This is a genomic window from bacterium (assembly GCA_004299235.1).
In the GTDB taxonomy this organism is placed as follows: domain Bacteria; phylum Chloroflexota; class Dormibacteria; order Dormibacterales; family Dormibacteraceae; genus SCQL01.
This window is the reverse complement of record SCQL01000009.1, coordinates 95,046-118,394: the sequence shown is the minus strand read 5'-3', so window position 1 is coordinate 118,394 and position 23,349 is coordinate 95,046. Positions and strand designations below refer to the sequence as shown.

General features: G+C 68.3%; 24 protein-coding genes. 23 read left to right on the top strand and 1 reads right to left on the bottom strand.

Annotation, left to right across the window (positions count from 1 at the left end; all coding sequences use genetic code 11):
- The first annotated feature begins 2 nt into the window (after positions 1–2).
- The 23 genes from ruvB to EPN29_03140 all read left to right on the top strand — a co-directional run bounded on the left by ruvB (position 3) and on the right by EPN29_03140 (position 23,002).
- Positions 3–1,031 carry a Holliday junction branch migration DNA helicase RuvB gene (gene ruvB, locus EPN29_03250; GenBank protein TAN34524.1) on the top strand — a complete coding sequence of 343 codons (1,029 nt, stop codon included), beginning with the start codon at positions 3–5 and terminating at the stop codon, positions 1,029–1,031.
- Between the two features lie 25 nt (positions 1,032–1,056).
- Positions 1,057–1,245, top strand: a complete 189-nt coding sequence (locus EPN29_03245; GenBank protein TAN34523.1) for a DUF2905 domain-containing protein — start codon at positions 1,057–1,059, stop codon at positions 1,243–1,245.
- A gap of 110 nt (positions 1,246–1,355) precedes the next feature.
- Complete coding sequence (gene secD / locus EPN29_03240; protein TAN34392.1) at positions 1,356–2,861, top strand: protein translocase subunit SecD; 1,506 nt, start codon at positions 1,356–1,358, stop codon at positions 2,859–2,861.
- Positions 2,845–3,849, top strand: coding sequence for a protein translocase subunit SecF (gene secF / locus EPN29_03235; protein ID TAN34391.1), 1,005 nt, complete (start codon positions 2,845–2,847; stop codon positions 3,847–3,849). Before secD ends, secF begins: the two co-directional genes overlap by 17 nt.
- Positions 3,850–3,892: 43 nt before the next feature.
- A complete protein-coding gene (locus tag EPN29_03230) occupies positions 3,893–4,363 on the top strand; it encodes a ribosome maturation factor RimP (GenBank protein TAN34390.1) in 471 nt (156 codons plus the stop codon).
- Entirely contained in the window at positions 4,326–5,354 is a 1,029-nt protein-coding gene (gene nusA, locus EPN29_03225; GenBank protein TAN34389.1) for a transcription termination factor NusA, read from the top strand. The genes EPN29_03230 and nusA overlap by 38 nt, the downstream gene beginning before the upstream one ends.
- On the top strand, positions 5,335–5,589 hold the full coding sequence (locus EPN29_03220) for a YlxR family protein (GenBank protein TAN34388.1): 255 nt from the start codon (positions 5,335–5,337) through the stop codon (positions 5,587–5,589). Before nusA ends, EPN29_03220 begins: the two co-directional genes overlap by 20 nt.
- Before the next feature lie 463 nt (positions 5,590–6,052).
- A complete protein-coding gene (locus tag EPN29_03215) occupies positions 6,053–8,035 on the top strand; it encodes a translation initiation factor IF-2 (protein TAN34387.1) in 1,983 nt (660 codons plus the stop codon).
- Between the two features lie 33 nt (positions 8,036–8,068).
- The gene (gene rbfA / locus EPN29_03210; GenBank protein TAN34522.1) at positions 8,069–8,446 is read left to right on the top strand and encodes a 30S ribosome-binding factor RbfA; all 378 of its coding nucleotides are present in this window, start codon (positions 8,069–8,071) and stop codon (positions 8,444–8,446) included.
- A 164-nt stretch (positions 8,447–8,610) separates the two neighbouring features.
- A complete protein-coding gene (locus tag EPN29_03205; GenBank protein ID TAN34386.1) occupies positions 8,611–9,447 on the top strand; it encodes a bifunctional oligoribonuclease/PAP phosphatase NrnA in 837 nt (278 codons plus the stop codon).
- Positions 9,425–10,342 (top strand): tRNA pseudouridine(55) synthase TruB, encoded by a 918-nt coding sequence (truB, locus tag EPN29_03200; GenBank protein ID TAN34385.1) that lies wholly within the window; start codon positions 9,425–9,427, stop codon positions 10,340–10,342. The genes EPN29_03205 and truB overlap by 23 nt, the downstream gene beginning before the upstream one ends.
- Positions 10,336–11,241 (top strand): riboflavin biosynthesis protein RibF, encoded by a 906-nt coding sequence (ribF, locus tag EPN29_03195; GenBank protein TAN34384.1) that lies wholly within the window; start codon positions 10,336–10,338, stop codon positions 11,239–11,241. Before truB ends, ribF begins: the two co-directional genes overlap by 7 nt.
- Positions 11,242–11,290: 49 nt before the next feature.
- Positions 11,291–12,418, top strand: a complete 1,128-nt coding sequence (locus tag EPN29_03190; GenBank protein ID TAN34383.1) for an FAD-dependent oxidoreductase — start codon at positions 11,291–11,293, stop codon at positions 12,416–12,418.
- Complete coding sequence (locus EPN29_03185; GenBank protein TAN34382.1) at positions 12,415–13,791, top strand: FAD-binding oxidoreductase; 1,377 nt, start codon at positions 12,415–12,417, stop codon at positions 13,789–13,791. The genes EPN29_03190 and EPN29_03185 overlap by 4 nt, the downstream gene beginning before the upstream one ends.
- Positions 13,707–14,729, top strand: coding sequence for a diacylglycerol kinase family lipid kinase (locus tag EPN29_03180; GenBank protein TAN34381.1), 1,023 nt, complete (start codon positions 13,707–13,709; stop codon positions 14,727–14,729). The genes EPN29_03185 and EPN29_03180 overlap by 85 nt, the downstream gene beginning before the upstream one ends.
- 105 nt (positions 14,730–14,834) lie before the next feature.
- Entirely contained in the window at positions 14,835–15,104 is a 270-nt protein-coding gene (locus tag EPN29_03175; protein TAN34380.1) for a 30S ribosomal protein S15, read from the top strand.
- A gap of 201 nt (positions 15,105–15,305) precedes the next feature.
- Complete coding sequence (locus EPN29_03170) at positions 15,306–17,546, top strand: polyribonucleotide nucleotidyltransferase (GenBank protein TAN34521.1); 2,241 nt, start codon at positions 15,306–15,308, stop codon at positions 17,544–17,546.
- A 62-nt stretch (positions 17,547–17,608) separates the two neighbouring features.
- On the top strand, positions 17,609–18,373 hold the full coding sequence (locus EPN29_03165; protein TAN34379.1) for a 4-hydroxy-tetrahydrodipicolinate reductase: 765 nt from the start codon (positions 17,609–17,611) through the stop codon (positions 18,371–18,373).
- Between the two features lie 32 nt (positions 18,374–18,405).
- The gene (locus EPN29_03160; protein ID TAN34378.1) at positions 18,406–19,431 is read left to right on the top strand and encodes an aspartate-semialdehyde dehydrogenase; all 1,026 of its coding nucleotides are present in this window, start codon (positions 18,406–18,408) and stop codon (positions 19,429–19,431) included.
- Positions 19,432–20,361, top strand: a complete 930-nt coding sequence (gene dapA / locus EPN29_03155) for a 4-hydroxy-tetrahydrodipicolinate synthase (protein TAN34377.1) — start codon at positions 19,432–19,434, stop codon at positions 20,359–20,361. It abuts the gene before it with no gap.
- A gap of 48 nt (positions 20,362–20,409) precedes the next feature.
- Positions 20,410–21,048 (top strand): uracil-DNA glycosylase, encoded by a 639-nt coding sequence (locus EPN29_03150; GenBank protein ID TAN34376.1) that lies wholly within the window; start codon positions 20,410–20,412, stop codon positions 21,046–21,048.
- 56 nt (positions 21,049–21,104) lie between these two features.
- Entirely contained in the window at positions 21,105–22,703 is a 1,599-nt protein-coding gene (locus tag EPN29_03145) for a ribonuclease J (GenBank protein TAN34520.1), read from the top strand.
- Positions 22,700–23,002, top strand: coding sequence for a hypothetical protein (locus tag EPN29_03140; GenBank protein ID TAN34375.1), 303 nt, complete (start codon positions 22,700–22,702; stop codon positions 23,000–23,002). Before EPN29_03145 ends, EPN29_03140 begins: the two co-directional genes overlap by 4 nt.
- Positions 23,003–23,033: 31 nt before the next feature.
- Here the strand turns inward: EPN29_03140 and EPN29_03135 are convergent, their stop codons facing one another.
- Positions 23,034–23,330 (bottom strand): hypothetical protein, encoded by a 297-nt coding sequence (locus tag EPN29_03135; protein ID TAN34374.1) that lies wholly within the window; start codon positions 23,328–23,330, stop codon positions 23,034–23,036.
- Positions 23,331–23,349 lie beyond the last annotated feature (19 nt).

Sequence of the window (23,349 nt, the reverse complement as noted above, 5' to 3'; positions counted from 1 at the left end):
GCGTGCCGCCCAAGGACGAGCCCGTACTCGACGCTCGCGCCGACGACGATCAGTTCGACCTCACCCTCCGCCCCCGATTGCTGTCCGAGTACGTGGGCCAGCAGCAGGTGCGCGAAAACCTCAGCATCCTCCTGGAAGCGGCCCGGCGGCGAGGCGAGCCGGTGGAGCACGTCCTGCTGTGCGGACCGCCGGGCCTCGGCAAGACGACGCTCGCCCACATCATCGCCAACGAGCTGGGAGTCGCCATCAAGGTGAGCTCCGGTCCCGCCATCGACCATCAGGGCGCGCTCGGCTCCATCCTCCTGAACCTCTCCACCCGCGACGTCTTCTTCATCGACGAGATCCACCGCCTCAACAACGTGGTCGAGGAATCCCTGTATCCGGCGCTTGAGGATTTTCGTTTTGACGCCGTGCTCGGCAAGGGCGTGGGGGCCAGCGCGGCCACCCTCCCGCTCCCGCATTTCACGTGCGTCGGCGCGACGACCCGCCAGGGGTTGCTGAGCGGCCCCCTCCGCGATCGGTTTGGCGCCGTGTACCGGCTGGACTTTTACACCCAGGCCGAGCTGGAGAGCATCGTGCGCCGGTCCGCCCGAATCCTCGACATCGAGATCCACGAAGCCGCCGTGGCCGAGATCGCGCGCCGCGCGCGGGGCACACCGCGCATCGCCAACCGGCTGCTGCGCCGCGTGCGCGATTTCGCGCAGGTCCGGGGCGACGGACGGGCGACCGCTGACGCGACCAGGCAGGCGCTGACGATGCTCGACATCGACGAGATCGGGCTGGAGCCGCTCGATCGCCAACTGCTCGAAACGGTGATCACCAAGTTCAAGGGCGGGCCGGTGGGCCTCGACACCATCGCCACCTCGCTCTCCGAGGAGCCGGAGACGATCGAAGACGTGCACGAGCCGTACCTCATCCAGGTCGGGTTCCTGGCCCGGACGGCGCGCGGCCGCGTCGCGACCGAGCTCGCCTACCGCCATCTCGGCATCACCCCGCCCGATCCGGGACCGCAGCAGACGCGACTACTCTGAGAGGAAGGTGCAAGACGCCGGCCGGATCGTCCTGCTGTTCGGCGTGCTCCTCATCCTTGTGGGCGGCGCGCTCATGCTCTTTGGGCGCCTGCATCTGCCCGGCGACATCGTCATCCGCCGGGGTGGCGCGACCGTCTACATCCCGATCGCGACCAGCCTCATCCTCTCAGTGCTCCTGACTCTGGTGCTGAACGTCCTCTTCCGGCACCGCTAGCCGGCCGACTGCCAGGCGGCCGCTTGCTTTCCCGGCTTGCGCATGTACTCCGTGACGCGCCATGGGCCGGCAAGGCGTGCGCCATCCTTCACACCGTAGACTGATCGGCCGTGCAGTTAGTCCTCAGCTGGCCAGTTCGCCTGTTCATCGTGGCTGTCCTGGCGTTTTCGATCTTCGTCGACGGCGCGGGCTACATCTACCGCATCGCCAACCACTACCCGATGACCGGCGACGTGGCGGGGCTGCCGCCCAACTTCGGCGGCTGGCAGCTCTACATCCACCGCGGCCTGGACCTGGCCGGCGGGACTCACATCGACTACCAGCTGTCGAACTTTCCGCCGGGGCAGTCTCGCGCCGCCGTCCAGCAGCGGACCATCCAGGTCATCAACAAGCGTGTCAACGCCCTCAACGTGAGCGAGCCCGAGATCCGAGGCGCCGGTTCGAACAACGACCGCATCACGGTCGATCTCGCCGGAGTCACCGCGGACCAGGCGCAGAAAACGATCGGTGCAGTCTCCAAGCTGGTCTACACCAAGTGGGTGCCGGATCCCAAGGTCACGGGCGGACCCGCACCCGGTTTCAGGCCGGAATTCTCCGGCCTGACCGGTGACGACATCACGAGCGCCACGGCCGCCATCGACCAGAACGGCGTCAGCTGGGTCGTCAACGTCAGCTTCACCTCACGGGGTGCGGATACCTTCGCGACCCTCACCCGCAACAACGTTGCCGCGTGCCCGGGCGATGTGAGCACGAGCGCCGCCGCCAACTGTGCGCAACGGCACCTGGCGATCTGGCTCGATCTCACTCAGAAGGACATCGACAACTGGGAGGACCCCGCCTACGTCGCCAAGGCCTCGCAGCCCTATGACACCGGGTGTCTTGCGACCGCGACGCCGACCACGGTCTGCGGGAAGTTCCTGACCGACCCGGTCACGATCCAGGAGATCGACGGCGGCAACGCCACCATCAGCGGCAACTTCACCCAGCAGAGCGCGACCGACCTGGCCACCGGCATCAACTCGGGCTCGCTGCCCGTCGACCTCAAGGTGCTCGACGTCACCCAGGTCGGCTCGACCCTGGGCGCCGAGTCGGTGAAGCTCAGCCTGGCGGCGGGCCTTCTCGGCCTTTCGATCGTCGTCATCTTCATGATCGTCTACTACCGTGTGCCGGGCCTCTTGGCGAGCCTCGCGCTGCTCTTCTACGCGGCCGCCGTCCTCGCGGTGTTCAAGGTGGTGCCGGTGACCTTGACGCTGGCCGGCATCACCGGGTTCATCCTCTCGGTGGGCATGGCGGTGGACGCCAACGTCCTGATCTTCGAGCGATTCAAAGAGGAGGTCCGGGCCGGCCGCACCATCCCGGCCGCCGTCGACGCCGCGGTTCGCCGCGCGTGGCCGGCGATCCGCGACTCCAACACGTCGACGTTCATCACCTGCCTCATCCTTGGCTTCGTCGGGCCGCCTCAGGTCAAGGGCTTTGCGATCACGCTCGGCATCGGCGTCGTCGCCAGCCTGATCTCCTCGATCGTCGTCACCCACAACCTGCTCGCGATCGTGCTCACCTCGAGCGGACTGCGCAAGCCCGCCTTGCTGGGGGTGGACCGTGTCCGAGCTGTCTGAGGACCTGGCGCCGCCACGAGCGGCGGCTGCCGAAGAGGTCGACGCCGGGGAGATCACGGAAGAGCCGAAACGCGAGGCTCGCGTGCGCAAGCTCAACATCATCGGCCGCCGGAACTGGTTCTTCGCCTTCTCGCTGCTCCTCATCGTCCCCGGCATCCTCTCCATGGCGACGCTGCACTTCCGCCTCGGAATCGACTTCGCCGGCGGCACCGAATTCACGGTCAATTTCTCCGACCACCCGAGCGCGGCGCAGGTCGAGAGCGCCGTGGCCGCCGAGAGCATCGACGGGTCGGTGATCGAGACCGGCGGCGGCGGTTTCATCATCCGTACGCCGCCGCTGACCCCGCAGCAGCAGAAGATCATCGAAGACGACCTGCAGAACCGCCTCGGTCCCATGGTCGTGCAGCAGGTGCTCGAGGTCGGCGGCACCATCGCCGGCGAGACGATCGAGTTCGCCATCCTGGCTGTGCTCCTCGCCTCCGTGGCCATCCTGGCCCTGCTCGCCTGGCGCTTCCACAACGTTCCGGGCGGCTGGCGGGCGGGCTTCCAGTTCGGCGGCTCAGCCCTGGCGGCACTCTTGCACGACGTATTCTTGCTGACGGGCATCTTCTCGATCCTGGGCAGGTTCTTCGACCTGCGCATCGGCGAGATCGACAGCCTTTTCGTCACCGCGGTGCTGACCGTCGTCGGCTTCTCGGTCCACGACACCATCGTCGTCTTCGACCGGATCCGCGAGAACCTGCGGGTCAGTCAGCGCCTGTCCTTCGAGCAGGTGGTGAACCTCAGCATCATGCAGACCGCCGACCGATCGATCATCACGAGCTTCACCGTCGTCCTGGTGCTCGCGGCCATCCTCATCGCCGGTGGCACCACGCTGAAGGGCTTCGCACTGGCACTGATGATCGGCATCGTCTCCGGCACCTACAGCTCCATCTTCAACGCGGCGCCGCTGCTTGTCGTCTGGCGCAAGCTCCAGCCCGTTCGCTGATCGGGTGCATGAGCCCTGCTAAGGTGTTGGCAGAAACCGCCACATGCCGACCTGGCCCATAACGTCCATCAAAGAGCTGCTCGAGCCCACCCTCAGCCATATGGGCTACGAGCTCTATTCGCTCGACCAGTCGGGTTACTCTGGGCGGACGCTTCGCATCTCCATCGACCATGCAGAGCCCATCACCATCGAGGACTGCGAGCGCGTCAGTCGCGTCGCCGGGCCGCTGATCGAGCACTCCGAACTCATCGCCGGCCCTTATGACCTCGAGGTCTCGTCGCCTGGCGCCGAGCGCCCGCTGCGGGGCCTTCAGGACTACGAGCGTTTCAACGGCAAGCGGGTCAACATCCGGTATCGCTCCGGTGAATCGGAAACCGTGATCGAAGGCCAGCTGGTGGCTGTCGACGCGGCCGGGATCGCGGTGCAGGCACAGGGTGCGAGAGGACGCGCGCCCGTGATCGTGCACATCACATGGGATGACGTTGTCACGGGCAGGCTCGCGGTCGCCATCTGAGCCGTCCACGCAGAGCCTGGCCGAGGCGCTGAGCGCGCTTTGCGCGGAGGTCGGCATCCCCTTCGAGGAGATGCTCCAGACGGTTGAGGGCGCGCTGGCGGTCGCGTACACGCGCGCCTTCAGCCCGGCGGGTCAGATCTCGGTGAAGCTCGACACCGATACCGGCGCGCTCCAGGTGCGCAGCCGGATCGTGCGAGACGGCGTCGAGGTGATCGACATGCTGCCGTCCGAGGATTTCAAGCGCATGGCCGCCCAGACGGCGAAGCATGCGGTCCTGCGCCACATCCACGACCTGGAGCGCGACAAGGTGCTCCGCGACGTCGCCGAGCACAAGGGCGAGCTCGCCTCAGGCGTGGTCGACCGCACCGAGGCCGGCACCGTCTTCATCGACCTCGGGCGAGCCGAGGGGGTGATGCCGCCGGAGGAGCAGATCCCAGGCGAGCAGCTGCACCCCGGCCGGCCGGTGCTGGTGGTCATCCTGGACGCCGAGCGCAGCGTGCGCCAGGCGCAGGTCCGCGTGTCGCGCGCCGCTCGGGCCTTCGTGCATCGCCTGCTCGAGGCGGAGGTGCCCGAGATCAAGGCCGGCACGGTGCAGATACGAGCGATCGCGCGCGAACCCGGCTTGCGCACGAAGATCGCGGTGTCCGCCAGCGAGCCGGGCATCGATCCGGTGGGGGCATGCGTCGGGCCGAGGGGCGTACGCCACCGCGCCATCCTCAGCGAGCTGGTCACCGAGCACGTGGACATCGTGCCGTGGTCCGACGACCCTCAAGCGTTCGTGGCCGCGTCCCTTGGACCGGCCAAGGCGGAGACGGTGACGATTGATCGCGCGACCAGGACCGCGACCGTGCTGGTGCCGCGAAACCAGCTGTCGCTGGCGATCGGTCGGGACGGCCAGAACGCACGGCTCGCGGCCAGGCTGACCGGATTTCGGATCGACATCAAGCCCAGCGAATCGGATGGGCAGGTGGTTGACGAAGCCGCGCCGTGAGCCGGCGCGCACCTGCGTCGGGTGCCGCGAGCAGGCCGGCAAGCGAGCCCTGATCCGCATCGTCAGGCGCGCCGAAGGCGGAGCCGCCGTCGACCGCGCCGGGCACGCCCTGGGTCGCGGCGCGTACCTGCATGCCGACCCGGAGTGCATCGACAGCGCCCGCAAGCGGCGCGCGCTCGACCGAGCGCTGCACACGACCATCCAGCCCGAGCTGTGGTCTGAACTGGCCGGTTAGCATCCCGTCTCCGGATCGGAAAGAGGGCGCCGCCGCCACGTCCAGCGTCAGGGGTAGGTCTGGCGGCCCGTGGCCTGTGCTACCGGAAGGACTGGGAAGAGGGCGTGCGCGTCGCGCTCGGAGGCCCACACGCGATGTCGGTGGGGAAAAATCGCCCCTCTCCCCTCCGGGGAGAGGGTCAGGGTGAGGGGCGCGAGCTCGCTACCGCTGCGCGGAGAAAGATTGGTTCGTGATTCGCAGCCTTCTCTTCTTGACACCTGCGGCGGGCGCGCGGGCCGGGGGTGCGCTGGGCGGCCTTGGCCGCGCGAACGCGGAATCGGTGCCTCGCCTACTCGGCGATAGGACCGGTTGGTGTCCCGTCTCCGACTCGGGATGAGGGCCGGATAAGGGGAGCGAATCCAAGTCTCCGCTGCCTCACCCCCGGGCTCGAAACTCGCAGAGCCGCATAATCATACGTTCCGGCATGAAAGCACACGAATTAGCACGCGAACTCGGGATCAGTCAAAAGGAGCTGGTGAACTTTCTCCAGCAGCGCCGGCTGACACGCAACGCCGCCGCGCCACTGGCGCCGGGGGCGATCGAGGCCGCCCGCTCGGCCTTCAGACCCGCTTCGGTCGCGGTCAAGATCGAGGCCAACGGCGATCGCCGGGCCATCCTGCCGCCGACGCTGTCCGTGAAGGACCTCGCGGAAAAGCTCGGCGTGAGCCCGGTCGAGGTGATCAAGAAGCTGATGGCGTCGAAGATCCTGGCGACGATCAACCAGGTCATCGACTTCGCCACGGCCGAGATCGTCGCCGACGAGTTCGGCTTCACGGTCGAGACGGTTTCGAGCGAGGACGTGGTCGCGGTCGAGTCCGGGGAGGGCGAGGGCGACGTCGTCACCACGTCTCGTGAAGAGCTCTTCTCACTCGCCAACGAGGATCCGAGCAAGCTGGTCGTCCGGCCGCCCATCGTCACGGTTCTCGGCCACGTCGACCATGGCAAGACCTCGATCCTCGATGCGATTCGCCAGACGCGGGTCGCCGCTGGCGAAGCCGGCGGCATCACGCAGCGGATCGGCGCTTACAAGATCGAGACAGCCGACGGGCACCCGGTCGTGTTCATCGACACCCCGGGCCACGAAGCCTTCACCGCCATGCGCGCCCGCGGTGCGCAGGTCACCGATCTCGTGGTGCTGGTCGTCGCCGCCGACGACGGCGTGATGCCGCAGACGATCGAGGCCATACACCACGCTCGCGCGGCCAAGGTGCCGATCATCGTCGCGATCAACAAGATGGACAGGGAGGACGCCAACCCGGACCGCGTCCACCAGGAGCTGGCGGGCCAGGAGATCGTCACGCGGCACTACGGCGGCGAGCACGAGTGCGTCCACCTGAGCGCCAAGACCGGGCAGGGCATCGACGACCTGCTCACCACGATCGTGCTTTCGTCCGACATCCTCGAGCTCAAGGCGAACCCGAACCGGAACGCGCTGGGCACCATCGTCGACGCCCACCTCGAGCGCGGCCGCGGCCCGGTGGCGACGGTGCTGGTGCAGGCCGGGACGCTGCGCGTCGGCGACGACTTCGTGTGCGGTCACATCTACGGCCGCGTTCGAGCCCTCGCGGACGATCGCGGCCGGAGCGTGACCGAGGCGCCACCGGCGACACCGGTCGTGGTTTCCGGTATGAGCGAGGTGCCGCAGGCGGGCGACATCTTCCAGGTGGTCGGCTCCGAGAAGGCCGCCAGGCAGATCGCGCTCACCAAGCTGACGGAGAAGCGAACGCAGGAGGCGGCGCGGGACTTCGCCCCGCGAATCACTCTCGAGGAGCTCGCGCGCCGCGCCAAGGAAGGCGAGGTCAAGGAGCTCAGCCTGGTGGTCAAGGCCGACGCGCAGGGCACCTTGGAAGCGGTGCTCAGCACCCTCCAGAAGATCGAAGACCCCGTGGTGGCGATCAAGATTGTCGGCCAGGGCGTGGGGGCGGTCAGCGACTCCGACCTACTGCTCGCGGGGGTGTCCAACGCCATCATCGTCTGCTTCAACCTCAAGGCCACCCCGACCGCCGCCGCGGCGGCGGAGCGGGCCAAGGTCGAGGTGCGCTACTACGACGTCATCTACAAGCTGACCGAAGACGTGGAGCGCGCCGCCAAGGGTTTGCGCGAACCGACGTACCGCCAGATCCGCGAGGGCAAGGTCGAGGTCGTCACCCCGATCAAGATCCCGCGGCTCGGTGTGATCGCCGGCAGCCGTGTGCTGGAGGGCAAGGTCAGCCGTGGGGGCTGGGTCAAGCTGTTCCGGGGGAAAGAGCAGAGCTTCGAAGGCCGGATCAGCTCACTCAAGCATTTCAAGGAAGACGTGCGGGAGATGTCGGCCGGGCAGGAATGTGGCATCGGGCTCGAAGGGTTCGAGACGTTCGAACCTGGCGACACGATGGAGACATACCGCCTCGAGCGGGAAGAAATCTAGGCAAGGCGTGTCTTGCTGACAGCGGAGGTCGCCATGACCAGCTACCGCGCCGATCAGGTCGGAGAGCAGGTGCGCGAGGAGATCATGTCCATCATCCGGCGTGAGCTCAAGGACCCGCGCATCGGGTTCGTGAGCATCACGGCGGTGCGCATGTCGCCTGATCTGCGGCAGGCGCGCGTGCGCGTCAGCGTGCTCGGCAAGCCCGAGGAGCAGAAGGCGTCCATCGCGGGGCTCGTGTCGGCCAAAGGGCTCATCCGCCACGAGCTCGGCCGCCGCCTTCAGAACCTCAAGGTCTCACCCGAGCTGCGATTCGAGCTCGATCCCTCGATCGAGTACAGCGTTCATATTTCGGAGCTGCTGAAAGAAGTGCTGCCCCACGGCGTCGGGGACAGTGAGGAGGACGCGCTATAGCCACCGTCAAGAGCAAGACCGCCAACCAGTACGACGAGATCAAGGAGCTCATCGACGCCAACCAGGAGATCCTGATCTTCGGCCACAAGGACGCGGACGGGGACACCCTCGGCTGCAGCCTGGCGTTCGCCGAGGCCCTGCGCGCGGCCGACAAGGACGTCTGGGTGCTGATCCCGCCGCCTCTGCCGGATACGTACACGTTCCTCCCCGGGTTTGACGAGATCCAGGCTGAACCGCCGCATGGGATCGACCCGCACCTGGTTTTATTTTTCGACTCCGGCAACCTTGAGCGTTCGGGCAACAGCGTCAAGCGCATCGCCAAGCACGCCACGATCGTCAACATCGACCACCATCCGTCCAATTCGAGGTTCGGTGACCTTAACGTCATCGAACCTGACGCGTCGGCGGTCGGCCAGATAGTCATCGAGATGCTCGACCGCTTCGGCTATCCGATCACGCCGACGATCGCGACCAATCTCTACGTCGCGCTGCTGACCGACACGGGCGGCTTCCGTCACGAGAACACGACGCCGCGCGCCCTCGACGATGCGGCACGCTTGGCGCGCCTCGGGGCCGACCCCGGACACATCGCGACGATGGTCTACAAGATGCGGCCCGAGACCACGTTGAAGCTGAGCGGCCTCGCCCTGGCGACGATGCGGGTCGAGCTCGAGGGCAGGCTCGCGTGGGCCAAGGTGTCACGGCGCATGCTGCGGGAGGCGAATGCGGTGATGGCCGAGTCGGAGGGCATCATCGACACCCTCAACAGCATCGCCGGGCTGGAGCTCGCCATCCTCTTCAAGGAAGTCCAGGACTCTCTGACCAAGATCAGCGTGCGGAGTCGTGGTGCCATCGACGCCGCCGCGATGTGCGCTCTTTTCGGCGGCGGCGGTCACATCCGCGCCGCCGGCGCCGAGATCGGCGAGCCGATGGACGAGGCGGTGAGGATGGTGCTGACGGCCGCCAAGGAGGCGATCCGTGCCGCCTCGTCCCAGCGCTGACCGCCCTGCCTTTGCGAGCGGGGTCCTCAATGTCGACAAGCCGGCGGGGGAGACTTCGTTTGCGGTCGTGAACCGGTTGCGCCGGGTGACCGGCGCGCGTCGCGTCGGCCACGCCGGCACCCTGGACCCGCTGGCCACTGGGGTCCTGCCCATCCTGTTCGAGTCGTCCACGCGCCTGGCCGAGTTCGCGCTGCGCCTGCCCAAGACCTATGTCGCCGACATCCACCTCGGCTTCACCACGGCGACCGACGACGCCGAGGCGGAGAAGGAGGCGGTGGGCGACCCGAGCGCCGTCACCGCCGAGCATGTGCTCGAAGCGCTGTCCGCCTTCTCCGGGCGGATCCTGCAGGAGCCGCCCGCATTCTCCGCCGTCAAGATCGACGGCAAGCGGGCCTACAAGCTCGCCCGGCGCGGCGACGAGCCGCGTCCTCGAGCCCGCGAGGTCGAGGTGTACGAGGCGCGGCTGCTGGACTTCGAGCCCGGGCCGAACGCGGTCGCCCGGGTCGAGATCCGCTGCGGCAGCGGGACCTACCTTCGCTCCATCGCCCGTGATCTCGGACGCAGGCTCGCTGTCGGCGGCTATCTCGGCCGGCTGGTCCGCACCGCCTACGGGGGCCTGGCGATCGCGTCGGCGGTGCAGCCGGCGGAGCTGACCACCGCCGAGCAGGTGCGCAGCCACCTCCTTTCGGGCGAGGTCATACTGCCGGACATGGAGCGGGTCAAGCTGAACGTCGAGCAGGAGGCGATGGTCCGGCAGGGCCGCGCCGTCCGGGTCCTGCCCGAGCCGGGTCCCGGGCTGGTCCGCGCCCACGACGCCGCCGGCCGCCTGATCGCGCTGGGCCACACCGATCCTTTGCGCCGGACGTTCGTACCCGAGAAGGTGCTCACCTGCTAGTTCACCTGGGGCTCCCCTCGAGCCCCATCGGCGCCGTGGCGGTCACGGTCGGCAGCTTTGACGGCGTTCACCTCGGCCATGCCGATGTGATCCGGCGCACGGTGGCGGCGGCCGCGACGGCCGGAGCTCGACCGGCCCTCATCACGTTCGAGCCACATCCCCGCTGCGTCTTGGATCCCGCCAACTGCCCGCAATCGATCACCACGCTGCAGGAGAAGCTGGCGCTCGTCGAGTCATGCGGGATCGAGCACGCCATCGTCCTGCGATTCGATCGCGAGCTGGCCGCGCTCTCGCCGGACGAATTCGTCGAGCGGCTGTCCGCCGTGATGGACGTCAAACGCTGGGTGATCGGCTTCGATTTTGCTTTCGGCCGCGAACGCCGGGGCAGCGCGGAGTGGCTGCGGGCGCACGGCCACACCGTCGACGTCGTCCCGCCCTTCCAGGTCGAAGGGGTCGACCTCCACAGCAGAGACGTACGGCGGCTCATCACCGGCGGCGAGGTCCACGAGGCGAACCGGCTCCTGGGACGCGAGTACGCGATGGCCGGCCCGGTCGAGGCGGGGGACAGGGTCGGCCGCCGCCTCGGGTTCCCCACCGCGAACATCGGGATCGAACCCAACAAGCTGGTCCCGGCTCTGGGCGCCTATGCCGGGCGCGCGCGAGCGCCGGAAGGCGAGTTCATCGCCGCTCTTTCCGTGGGCTACCGCCCAACGTTCGGCGGCACCCAGCTGCGGGTGGAGGCGTTCCTGCTCGACTTCGAAGGCGACCTGTACCAGCAGCGACTCGAGCTTCGGTTCGTCCGCTACCTTCACCCGGACATCAGGTTCCCGAGCCCGGATGACCTGGTGCGGCAGCTGAAGAAGGACGTCGAAGACACTCGCCGGATCGTCCTGCGATGAGCCGGCCCGGGCCCCCGGGAAACGGCGCGGCCCCGGAGCTCGAGCAGCCTTGACGCGGGTCCTGGTCATCGGCGGCGGCATCGCCGGCTACTGCGCGGCGCTCGGGGCTCGCCGCGACGGGGCGGAGGTGACGGTCGTGGCGAGAGCGCCCGGCGCCACCGCCCTGTACGCCGGTGGGATGGAGGTGGTCGACGACCTCGAGGCGCTCCTCAGGGCGGAGCCCAACCATCCGATCACCAGACTTGGTCTCGATTTCGTCCGCCTCGCGACCGAGCTCGACACGGCCACGCAGACGCTTCACCTTGCGCTCGACAGAGATGGCCTCAAGTTCGAGGGCAGCTGGCGCACGCGAGGCCTGTACGCCGACATCCACGGCCTTGCCCGACCCGCGAATCTCGTGCCGGCGACGGTTGCCGGGGGCGAGCTGCGGGCTCTGAGCGGGAGGCGGGTCGCGGTCGTCGGCATCCCCCAGGTCGGAGACTACGACGCCGCCTCGACCGCTCAGGCGCTCCAGGAGCTGCACGGGATCCAGGCCTTCGCCGAGGACGTGAAGATCGCGGAGCTTCCCCAGGCCGCCTCGTTGACCGACCTGTACGGCCGCCGAGCGCCCGCGCTGAGCCAGGCCAGGGCGGCGTCGATCGCCTACCCGCCCGGCTTCACGAACCTCCCCGCCGCCGGCTTCGAGCTGCTCGCCTCGCCACCCTCGCCGCACGGCTGGCGGCTGCAGCAGGCGATCGGGCTCGGCGCCATCAGAGCGGAGATCACGGCGTTCGACAGCGCGCGCGGCGGGATCACCGCGGCGCGCGCCGGGGAGCGGACCTTCCGCGCCGACGCCTTCATCCTCGCCACCGGGCGGCACATCGGCGGGGGGCTTCGCGGCGGCCGCGTGACGGCCGAACCGCTCCTGCGGCTGGGCGTCTTTCACGAAGGCCGGCCGGTGACCGGCGTCGGGACGCGCCTTCAACACCTGCGGTACCTCGACGCGGCCGAGGAGCTGCGCAGCGGCCTGGCGACCGACGGGCGGCTGCGCCCGCTGGACGCGGATGGCGGCACGCCTTACGCCAATCTCTTCGCCGCCGGCGCCGTCCTGGGCGGCTACGACTACGGCGGCCCCTGCGGTTTTGGCGTGCCGATCGTCACCGGCTGGCTGGCGGGCCGGTTTGCCGCCAAGGTATGAGGGCAACTCGGATGAGGGTGGAGCTGGAACGGATCGTCGGCGCGGCGGCCCTGGACGAGCGGCCGGTCCGAGACCTCTGGCCGCTGGCGATCATGGACGAGCGGGCGGGCAGGGCACGGGACCGCATCCTGGTCGCCCGGCCTTCAGGCCGTGAGCAGGTGGCGGCGATCCTGGGCTGGGCCGCCGCCAACCGCGTGGCCGTCACACCGATGGGCGGGGCCAGCGGCGTCTGCGGCGCGCTGTCGCCTGAGACGGGCGAGGTCGTCCTGGACATGGGTGGCTTCGATCGCATCCTTGAGGTGGACGAGACCAACCTGGTCTGCCGGTGCGAGGCCGGCGTCAACGGCCTGACCCTCGAGCGGCACCTGTACGAACGCGGGCTGACTCTCGGCCACTTCCCGAGCTCGCTGCCCGGAACCACTCTCGGCGGACTGATCGCGACCCGGTCGTCCGGTCAGCAATCAAGCCGGTACGGGAGCATCGAGGACATGGTCCTCGGCCTGGCGGTCGTGCTTCCGGACGGCACGTTCGCTGGCCCCAGGCCCGGCCCGCGATCGGCGGTCGGACCCGCGCTGCATCAGCTCTGGCTTGGCTCGGAAGGAGCGCTCGGGGTCGTCCTCGGAGCCGCCCTGAAGGTGCACCGCCTGCCGGAGGCGGTCATCGGGCGGGGCTATGGTTGCCCCAGCATCGCCGCCGGCCTCGAGACCATGCGAGCGGTGATGCAGTCTGGCATCCGGCCGCTGGTCATGCGGCTTTACGACGCCGAGGATGCCGCGTTCAACGGCTACGACCTCCCCCCGGACGGCTGTGTGCTGGTGGTCGCGACGGCGGGTCTCGATGCGGTCGCGAAGGCCGAGGGCGCGGCGGTGAAGCGGTTCGCGGGCGAGGCGGCCGACCTCGGTGACGAACCCTGGCAGCGCTGGCAGCGCCGCCGCTTCGACCTCTCGGCCGAGCGCCTGAAAGCGTTCCTCGAGCCGCCCGGTTCCTACCTCGACACCATCGAGCTGGCGGCCCCCTGGACCGTCCTGCCCGAGCTCCACTCACGGGTCAAGTCCGCAATAGCCGTCGGCGGCCTGGCGTTATGCCATTTCAGTCATGCCTACGAGCAGGGCTGCTGCGCATATTTCTCGTTTGGCGGCTCGGAGAACACTGAGGCGGAGGCCCGCGCCGCTTATGAACGGGCATGGGAGGGGGCGATGAGCACGGCGCTCGAGCTTGGTGCGACCATCAGCCATCACCACGGGGTCGGCCGGTTGCGAGCGCGCTGGGTCGGCGATGACATGGGAGGTTGGATGCACGTGTGGCGGGCGGTAAGGGAGGGTCTCGACCCGAAGGGGATCATGAACCGGCGCGCGGTCGGAGGCACACCATAGGCGGCCGGCCCGGCGCTCCGACGCTGTTCATCGTCAATCCATCGTCCGGCGCGGGCAAAGCAGGACGTGAGTGGAGGGCGGTGGAAAGCTGGCTGCCATCGACCGGCATCCAGTTCGAGACCGCGCTCACGACACGTCCGCTCGAAGCCGTGGAAATCGCACAGCGCGCGGTGAAGGAGTCGCGGCCCGTGATCGTCGCGGTGGGCGGCGACGGCACCCTGAACGAGGTGGTCAACGGCTTCTTTCGCAATGGAGCGCCGATCCCGACGACGAGCAAGCTGGCGATGTTGCCGCTGGGAACCGGGGGCGATTTCCGGCGCACGCTGCGAATCCCGCTCGACACCAGGGCCGCGATGCGGGTCATCACCGGCGGACTGGTCAGGCGCCTGGACGCCGGATGCGTCACCTACCAGGCGCACGACGGCACCACCGCGGTTCGGCACTTCATCAACATCGCCGACGCCGGGCTGGGCGGCGACGTCGTCCATCGAGTGAACACCGGCAGCAAGCTGCTCGGCGGAGCCACGTTCACGCTAACGTCGTTCCTCACCCTGTTGCGCTGGCGGAACCAGCCGATGACGGTGGTCATCGACGGCCATACGCACGAGCTGGTCGCGCAGCAGGTCGTGATCGCCAACTGCCAGTATTTCGGCGGCGGGATGAGGATGGCGCCGTCGGCCTCGCCGACGGACGGGGTATTCGACGTGATCCTGGTCCGTGACGCCGGGAAGCTCGAGACCATTCGAGGCATGAGGGATGTCCGCAGCGGCAAGCATCTGGATCAGCGCAACCCGAAGATCCAGCTGCTGTACGGCAAGCGGATCTCGGTCACCTCCCCGAACCAGGTGCGGATCGACCTCGACGGCGAGGACCCGGGCCTGCTGCCTGCGCTCTTCGAGATCCAGCCCGGGGCGATCGAGTTCATCACTCCGCGGTGACGGAGCGACATTGGTCGCCGGCGCGGATTCGAGATTGGACGGCTCGGTCGAACACGTGGCGCTGAACAGCCAGGGCCTCTTGACCCGTATACTTGCGCCTTGAGTTTGGCAGCAGGAACTGACGTCAAAGGCAAGCTGATCGCGGAATACAAGCGCGCAGACAAGGACACGGGCTCGCCCGAGGTCCAGGTCGCGCTCTTCACCGCACGTATCCGGGAGCTCACCGAGCACCTGAAGACGCACGCCAAGGACCACCACTCGCGCCGCGGCCTCCTCCTCCTGGTTGGCAAGCAACGGCGTCTGCTGAACTACCTGCGCGACACCGACGTCGAGCGCTATCGCGCCCTCGTCGGCAAGCTCGGGATCAGGAGATAGTCCCGGTCGGGCTGGCCCGACTAACAAGTCAATCGGGAGGACTCCACGCCGGACGCGGGGTCAGCTCTTAGAAGCTCTCACTGAGGATCGCCGGTCACGCGATGCGCACCACCGGCGAAGACCTGAGGGACAGCTGCTAGGAACCTGACCCAGGTCGCGCCAGATGGACGTCCTCCCAAATATGGAGGTGTTGGCGTGGCAATTGTCACGAAGAACGTAGAGGTCGCCGGGAGGCGGCTGTCAATCGAGACCGGCCGGGTGGCCGAGCAGGCCAACGGCGCGGTGATCCTGCGCCAGGGCGACACGGTCGTCCTGAGCACGGCGGTGATGTCGAAGGAGCCTAGGGTGGGCATCGACTTCTTCCCGCTGACGTGCGATTACGAGGAGAAGCTCTACGCCGCCGGCAAGATCCCGGGCGCGTTCATGCGCCGCGAGGGTCGGCCGAGCGAGGTGGCGATCCTGGCCTCACGGCTCACCGACCGTCCGCTGCGACCGCTGTTCCCGAAGGAGTTCAGGCTCGACGTCCAGGTCGTTTCGACGGTGCTCTCGGTGGACCAGGAGAACGACCCCACGATCCAGAGCATCAACGGTGCCTCGACGGCGCTGGTGATCTCGGACATTCCTTTCCAGGGTCCCGTGGGCGCGGTGCGGATGGGGTACCTCGACGGACGCGTGGTCGTCAACCCGCCGATGTCGAGGATGTCCGAGTCGGAGCTCGACCTGGTCGTCGCCGGCACGGCCGACGCCATCCTGATGGTCGAGGCCGGCGCCAAGGGCGTCACCGAGCAGACGGTGCTCGAGGCGCTGGAGGCGGCGCACGCGGAGATCAAGCGCATCTGCGCCGCGCAGACCGAGCTGCAGCAGCAGGTCGGCAAGCCCAAGCGTGAGTTCACGCCGCCCGCCTACCCGCCTCAGGTCGTCGAGGTCGTGAGCGAATATCTGGCGCTGCGCCTGGACAAGGCGGCCTACATCCCGGAGAAGAGCGTGCGCGAAGCCGCCATCGACGAGCTGCGCAAGCGGACGATCGCCGAGCTGGGCGAACGATTCCCGGAGCACGCGGACATCCTGGGCAAGCTGTTCGACAAGGCGCTGAAGGATCGCGTCCGCCAGCGCATCGTCGAAGAGGGCGTCCGCCAGGACGGCCGCGGACTGACCGAAGTGCGGCAGATCAGCGTCGAGGTGGGCGTGCTGCCGAGAACGCATGGCTCGGGCCTCTTCACCCGCGGCCAGACGCAGGCGCTGACCATCGCGACCCTGGGTTCGATGTCCGATCAGCAGAAGCTCGACGGCCTGTCGCCCGACGAGTTCAAGCGTTACATGCACCACTACAACTTCCCGCCGTACTCGGTCGGCGAGGCGCGCCCGCTCCGCGGGCCGGGCCGCCGTGAGATCGGCCACGGCGCACTTGCCGAGCGAGCCCTGCTGGCTGTCATTCCTCCCGTCGAGGAGTGGCCGTACACGATGCGGCTGGTCTCGGAGATCCTCAGCTCGAACGGCTCGACGTCGATGGCGTCGGTCTGCGGCTCGACCCTGGCCTTGATGGACGCGGGCGTGCCGATCAAGTCCCCGGTCGCGGGCATCGCGATGGGCCTGGTCACCCGCGAAGGCAGGCATGCGATTCTGACCGACATCCAGGGCGTCGAGGACAACCTCGGCGACATGGACTTCAAGGTCGCCGGCACGCGGGACGGCATCACCGCCCTCCAGATGGACATCAAGATCAAAGGCCTGACGCACGAGATCCTGGCTCAGGCGCTGGAGCAGGCTCGCGAGGCCCGGCTGTTCGTGCTCGGCAAGATGCTGGAGGTGCTACCGCGCCCCCGCACCGAGATGAGCACCTACGCACCGCGCATCACCACGATCATGATCAACCCCGACAAGATCCGCGACATCATCGGCCCCGGGGGCAAGATGATCCGCAAGATCACCGAGGAGACTGGAGCCCAGATCGACGTCGAGGACGACGGGCGGGTCTTCATCGCCGCGATCGACCAGGAAGGCGGCAAGCGGGCGATCGATTGGATCAAGGGCCTGACCGACGAGGTCGAGGTCGGCAAGATCTACCAGGGCAAGGTCGTCCGCATCATGCCCTTCGGGGCGTTCGTCGAGGTCCTGCCCAACCAGGACGGGCTCGTCCACGTCTCCAAGCTGACCGATCATCGGGTCGAGCGGGTGGAGGAGGTGTGCAACCTCGGTGACGAGATCGTGGTCAAGGCGGTCGAGATCGACAGCCAGGGCCGGCTCAACCTGAGCCGCCAGGCCGCGATCGAAGAGCTCACCTCCAAGGGCCTGGCGATCGAGGAGAAGATCGACTCCGAGGCCATGGCCGTGGCGCTGGCCTCTCCGCCACCTCCCCCACGTGAGGGAGGCTTCGGCGGGCGCGACCGGGGCGGACGCAACGGCGGCGGCGGCGGGCGCGGACGCGGGCCTCGCCGGGATTAACCCAGCCGTGGTCGCGGCCTTGAGCCCCTCATCCCGGCCCTCTCCCCGAACGGGGGAGGGCCATGGACGCGGGCGTGCCGCCTGAGATCAAGGTCGCGGTCGCCGGTCACCGCGGCAAGGTCGGCTCGCTGCTCGCCGCCGCGTTGCAGGACGAGCCCGGGTTCGACTACGTCGGCGGGATCGGCGCCGGCGACGACCTGGCCGGCTTCCTCAGGGAGCGCCGCCCGCTCGCGCTGGTCGATTTCACGCGCCCGGCGGTCGCCCTGCACAATGCGCTGGCCGCAGTCGCCGCCGGCGCCGCGCCGGTCGTGGGCACCACCGGCATCCCGCCGGAGGGCCTCGACAAGCTCGAAGCGGCGTGCCGCGAGATGCGGCTGGGCGGGATCGTCGCCCCCAACTTCGCCGTGGGTGCCGTGCTGATGATGCATCTCGCCGAGATCGCGGCCCCGCACTTCGAGGCGGCGGAGGTCATCGAGATGCATCACGCGGCCAAAGCAGATGCGCCCTCCGGGACCGCGCTATCGACGGCCAGGCGCCTGTCCGCTCGCCGGGGAAGCCAGCCGTTCACCCACCAGATGCCGGAGAAGGTGACGCTGTCGGGAACGCGCGGCGGGGAGGAGGGAGGCGTGGCCGTGCACAGCGTGCGCTTACCGGGATTCGTCGCCGACCAGGAGGTCATCTTCGGGCTGCCGGGACAGACGCTGACCATCATCCACCGCACCACGAGTCGCGAGGCATTCCTCCCAGGCGTGCTGCTCGCGATCCGCAAGGTCACGGCCGAACCGCGGTTTTACCGCGGCCTCGACGAGCTGTTGGGCCTTGGTTAGACGGGTGCCACCGTCGGCGGTAAACTGAGCCGATGCCCACCACCAAGCGATTGAACGTGGCCGTCGTCGGCGCGACCGGCATGGTCGGGCAGGAGATGCTGCGCATTCTCGCGGAGCGACACTTCCCGAGCGAGCGCATCAGCGCCCTGGCCTCGGAGCGTTCGAAGGGCTTGAGCGTGCCTTACAACGGCAGCTCGATCACGGTCGAGCCGCTCAATGAGCATGCCTTCAGAGGCGTCGACGTCGCCCTGTTCGCCGCGAGCGGCGACATCGGGTTGATGTACGGGCCGCTGGCGGTCGAGGCCGGGTCCCTGGTGATCGACAACAGCTCGGCGTGGCGCATGAAGGAGAACGTTCCCCTGGTCGTACCCGAGGTGAACAGCGAGGACATCCGCGACAACGAAGGCATCATCGCCAACCCGAACTGCTGCGCGATCCCGCTCACCGTCGTCCTCAACCCGCTGGGCCAAGCCGCCGGCATCGAGCGGGTGCTCGTTTCAACGTATCAAGCGGCGTCAGGAGCCGGTCGCGCCCTGGTCGACGAGCTGGAGGAGCAAACGAAAGCCATCGCCGGTGGCGCCAAGCCGCAGGTGAGCGCCTATCCGTACCAGCTCGCGTACAACGTGGTGCCGGGCGGCTGGCGCGCGGAGCCCGAGGGTTACAACGAAGAGGAGATCAAGATCGTCAACGAGACCCGGAAGATCCTCCATATGCCGGAGCTGCGCATCACGGCGACCTGCGTACGGGTGCCGGTCCCCATCGGGCACGGAGAATCGGTGTACCTCGAGACCAAGGAGAAGCTCAGCGCCGACCAGGCGCGCACCCTGTTCGCGAGCGCGCCCGGGGTGATCGTCGAGGACGACCCCCACGCCAAGCTCTATCCGACGCCGCACCACGTCGCGGGGAAAGACGAGGTGTACGTCGGCCGCATTCGAAACGACCCCTCGACCGCTCGCGGATTGGCGCTTTGGTTGGTCTCCGACAACCTGCGCAAGGGCGCCGCGCTCAACGCGGTCCAGATCGCCGAGCACGCCATCAAGATGGGCATCCTGGCCTAGATGACGACAACCGGGGTCGGTCGCCTTCTGACCGCGATGGTGACCCCCTTCAAGACCGACGGCTCGGTCGATTACGGCGCGGCCGAAAGGCTAGCGGCGCTTCTCGTCGCGGACGGTTCCGATGGAGTGGTCGTTTCGGGCACCACCGGTGAATCACCGTCGCTCGATGACGACGAGAAGATCGAGCTGGTCAAGGCGATCAAGAGGGCGATCCCGGGCAAGACCGTGGTCGCGGGCACCGGCAGCAACGACACGCACCACTCGGTCAGGCTCTCCGAACGAGCGATGCAGGCCGGCGCGGACGCCCTGCTGGCGGTCGTGCCCTACTACAACAAGCCGCCGCAGGAAGGCATGTACCGGCACTTCAAGGCCATCTCCGAGGTCGGGCCCACGATCATGTACAACATCCAGGGCCGGACCGCGGTCAACATGACCGCCGCCACGACCCTGCGCTGCGCTGAGCTGCCCGGCATCCTCGGCGTGAAGGAGGCCAGCGGCGACCTGGACCAGATGGGTTTGGTATGTGCCGGGAAACCGGACCGCTTTCAGGTCTGGAGCGGCGACGACAGCTTCACGCTTCCGCTGCTGGCAATTGGCGGGTACGGCGTCATCTGCGTCGTCTCGCACATCGCCGGCGGATCGATGAAACGGCTCATCGAGGCGTACGTCAACGCCGACAACGAGACCGCTCGCAAGCTCCATCTCGGCCTGCTGCCGGTGATCAAGGCGCTCATGAGCACCGCCGCCAATCCGGTGCCGATCAAGTCCGTGTTGAACGCCCTCGGGTTTCCGGCGGGTCCGTTCCGATTGCCGCTGGTGCGTCTCACCGACGACCAGCTCGGCTCGGTGATGCAGACGGTCCGGGATGCCGGCGGCCTCATCTCCACCATCCCCTCTGAGCAGGTCAGCGGGGTTCCCGCGAAACCGTAGATTTCGTGGGGTACGCGGACGTCCACGTCGCTTAGCGCTTCCCAGGAGCTGAACCAGCTCCATGCCACGATTCGCTCGTGCACGAGCTGCGGACTTCATGCGACCCGCACCCAGGCGGTGCCGGGCGCGGGGCCCTGCCCCGCCGCCATCATGATCGTCGGTGAGGCCCCGGGCTTCAACGAGGACCGCCAGGGCGAACCGTTCGTCGGCGCCGCGGGCAAGCTGCTGGACACTCTGCTGGCGCGCATCTCGCTCCGCAGGGCCGACGTGTACATCACCAACGTGCTCAAGTGCCGGCCGCCGCAGAACCGCGATCCGATGCCCAACGAGGCTGAGTCCTGCTCGCCCTACCTGCGCCGCCAGCTCGAGCTCGTCCAGCCCAAGGTCGTGCTCATCTTGGGGCGCCATGCGCTCGAGCGCCTGATGCCCGGACAGGGCTCCATATCCCGGATTCACGGCAGCCTGGTGATGCGGCAGGACGTGGCGTACGTGCCGCTCTATCACCCCGCCGCCGCGCTGCACAACGGCGCCCTGGTGGCCGACCTCGAGCGTGACTTCGACCGCGTCAAGGCCTACCTGGACAGATTGCTGGCGCCGGCCCCTGAGCCTGATCCTCCGCCCCCGGCGGAGAGGTCCGCCGACCCGGCGGTGGCCGTCGAACCAGCCGAACAGCTGCGTCTTTTGTGAGCGCCTCGCGACTCCGGTACGTGCCGCTCGGAGGCCTCGGTGAGGTCGGCATCAACATGTGGGCGCTGGAGTGGGAGGGCAAGGTCCTCGTCGTCGACGCCGGCCTGATGTTCCCCCAGGAGGACATGCCCGGCATCGACCTCGTGCTGCCCGACATCTCATACCTGCTCGGGCGTGGACGCGAGGTGCTGGGCATCGTCCTCAGCCACGGGCACGAGGACCACATCGGCGGACTGCCGTACGCGCTCAAAAAGCTCAACGTCCCGGTCTACGGCACCCGCCTCACGCTGGGTCTCGTCAAGCCCAAGCTCAAGGAGCATCGCATCCTTCGCGAGTCCGACCTGCGAGAGATCCGGGTGGGCGACTCGGTGCAGCTCGGGCCCTTCAAGGTCGAGACGGTGGCGGTGTGCCACTCGATCCCCGACGCCGTCGCGCTGGCGATCGAGACGCCGGTCGGCCGCGTCGTCTACACCAGCGACTTCAAGCTGGATGCCTCGCCGCCCGACGGTCATCCCACCGACATCGCGCGCTTCCGGCGGCTCGGCGACGAAGGCGTGCTCCTGCTGCTCAGCGACTCGACCAACTCCGAGCGCGCGGGACACTCAGGCTCGGAACGCGACCTGCACGCGCCCTTCGAGCGCATATTCGGCGAGGCCCCCGGTCGGATCGTGGTCGCGAACTTCGCGTCCAACATCCACCGCATGCAGCACCTGGTGCGCATGGCGAGCCAGTTCGGCAGGCGGGTGGCCGTGGTCGGACGCAGCCTCCAGACGAACTTCAAGACCGCGCGCGAGCTCGGCTTCCTCGAGGTCCCGGAAGGGTTGACGGTCCCGCTCGAGGATATCGATCGCATTGCGCCGTCCAAGCTGCTGCTGCTCACGGCGGGCAGCCAGGGGGAGCCGATGTCTGCGCTGGCCCGGTTTGCCGCGCAGCGCCATCCCCTCGTCAACGTGCTGAAGGGCGACTGGGTGGTCATCTCCGCACGGCCCATCCCGGGCAACGAGCGCATGGTTCATCAGACGGTGAACAACCTCTATCGCCATGGAGCCCGAGTCTTCTACTCCGAGGTCGGCAACGTGCACGTCACCGGGCACGCGCACCGCGACGAGCTGCGCGAGATGCTCGACGCCGTGCGCCCGCGTTACTTCATCCCGGTCCACGGCGAGTACCGCCAGCTCCTGCAGCACTCGGAGGTCGCCCGCGAGGCGGGTCTCGGAGACGATCGCATCGTCGTGGTCGAGGACGGTGAATCCGTGGAGCTCGATGCCGGGTCGATGAGGCGAGGCGAAAGAGTCGGCACCGGGCTGGTGTTCGTCGACGGCCTGGGCGTCGGCGATGTCGAGCAGGTGGTGCTGCGCGATCGCCGGCACCTCGCCGAGGACGGCATCCTGGTCGTGACGCTGGCGCTGGATCGAGACACCGGGGCGGTTCGCGCCGGACCCGACCTCATCTCCCGCGGGGTCATCGAGCCCGAGCTCTCCTCGCGGCTGATGGCCGACGCACGCGCCGCCGCGATGCACAGCATCCGCCGGCTTGCGGATACGCGAGCCGACCTCAACCTGCTGCAGGAGGCCATCCACGACGCGGTGTCGAAGACCGTCTACAAGCGGACCCGGCGCCGCCCCATGGTCATCCCGGTCGTGACGGAGATATGAAGCTGCCGCCGCTGGCGCTCGTCGCGCCCAGCCTCTGCCCGCGCTGCGACCAGCCGGCCATGGTGCTCAACTTCGCCGAGGAGTCGCGCTGCGCCCATTGCGCGCTGCAGATTCACCAGTGCGCGAGCTGCCGCGGAGTGGCCGGCCCCTTCGATCGTTTCTGCGGGTTCTGCGGGCACGAGCTGGTGCGCGGCGAACGGCGCCCGCTGTGGTGGCGCCTGTGGCTGCTCGCGGCGCTGGTGCCGCTCGCGGCCGGGCTGTTCTACGGCATCGCCCAGGCACAGGTCCACCCGCGCTAGGGATCCTTCCCGGCGGGACGATGATCGCCGCCTAGCGATTCAAGCGCAGGCCGCACTCGACGCAAAAGCTGTGCCGCCCGAGGTTGTGATGCCCGCATGACGCGCACACCAGGCGCCGGGGTGGATCCGCCTGCAGCCAGCGCTCGCTCTCACGCCGGTACCAGACGCCATCTTCGGGACCGAGCATCCAACGCCGTCCCTCGCCGTCGAGGACGGCGAGGTCACGAACGGCCACCCTGAACGCGCGGGGTTGCAATCCACCGGTCCGCCGTTCCTCAACCAGGGAGCGATACCGGATCTCGGCTTCGGCAAACGGATCGACTGCCACCGCAAGAGTATCGCTCGCG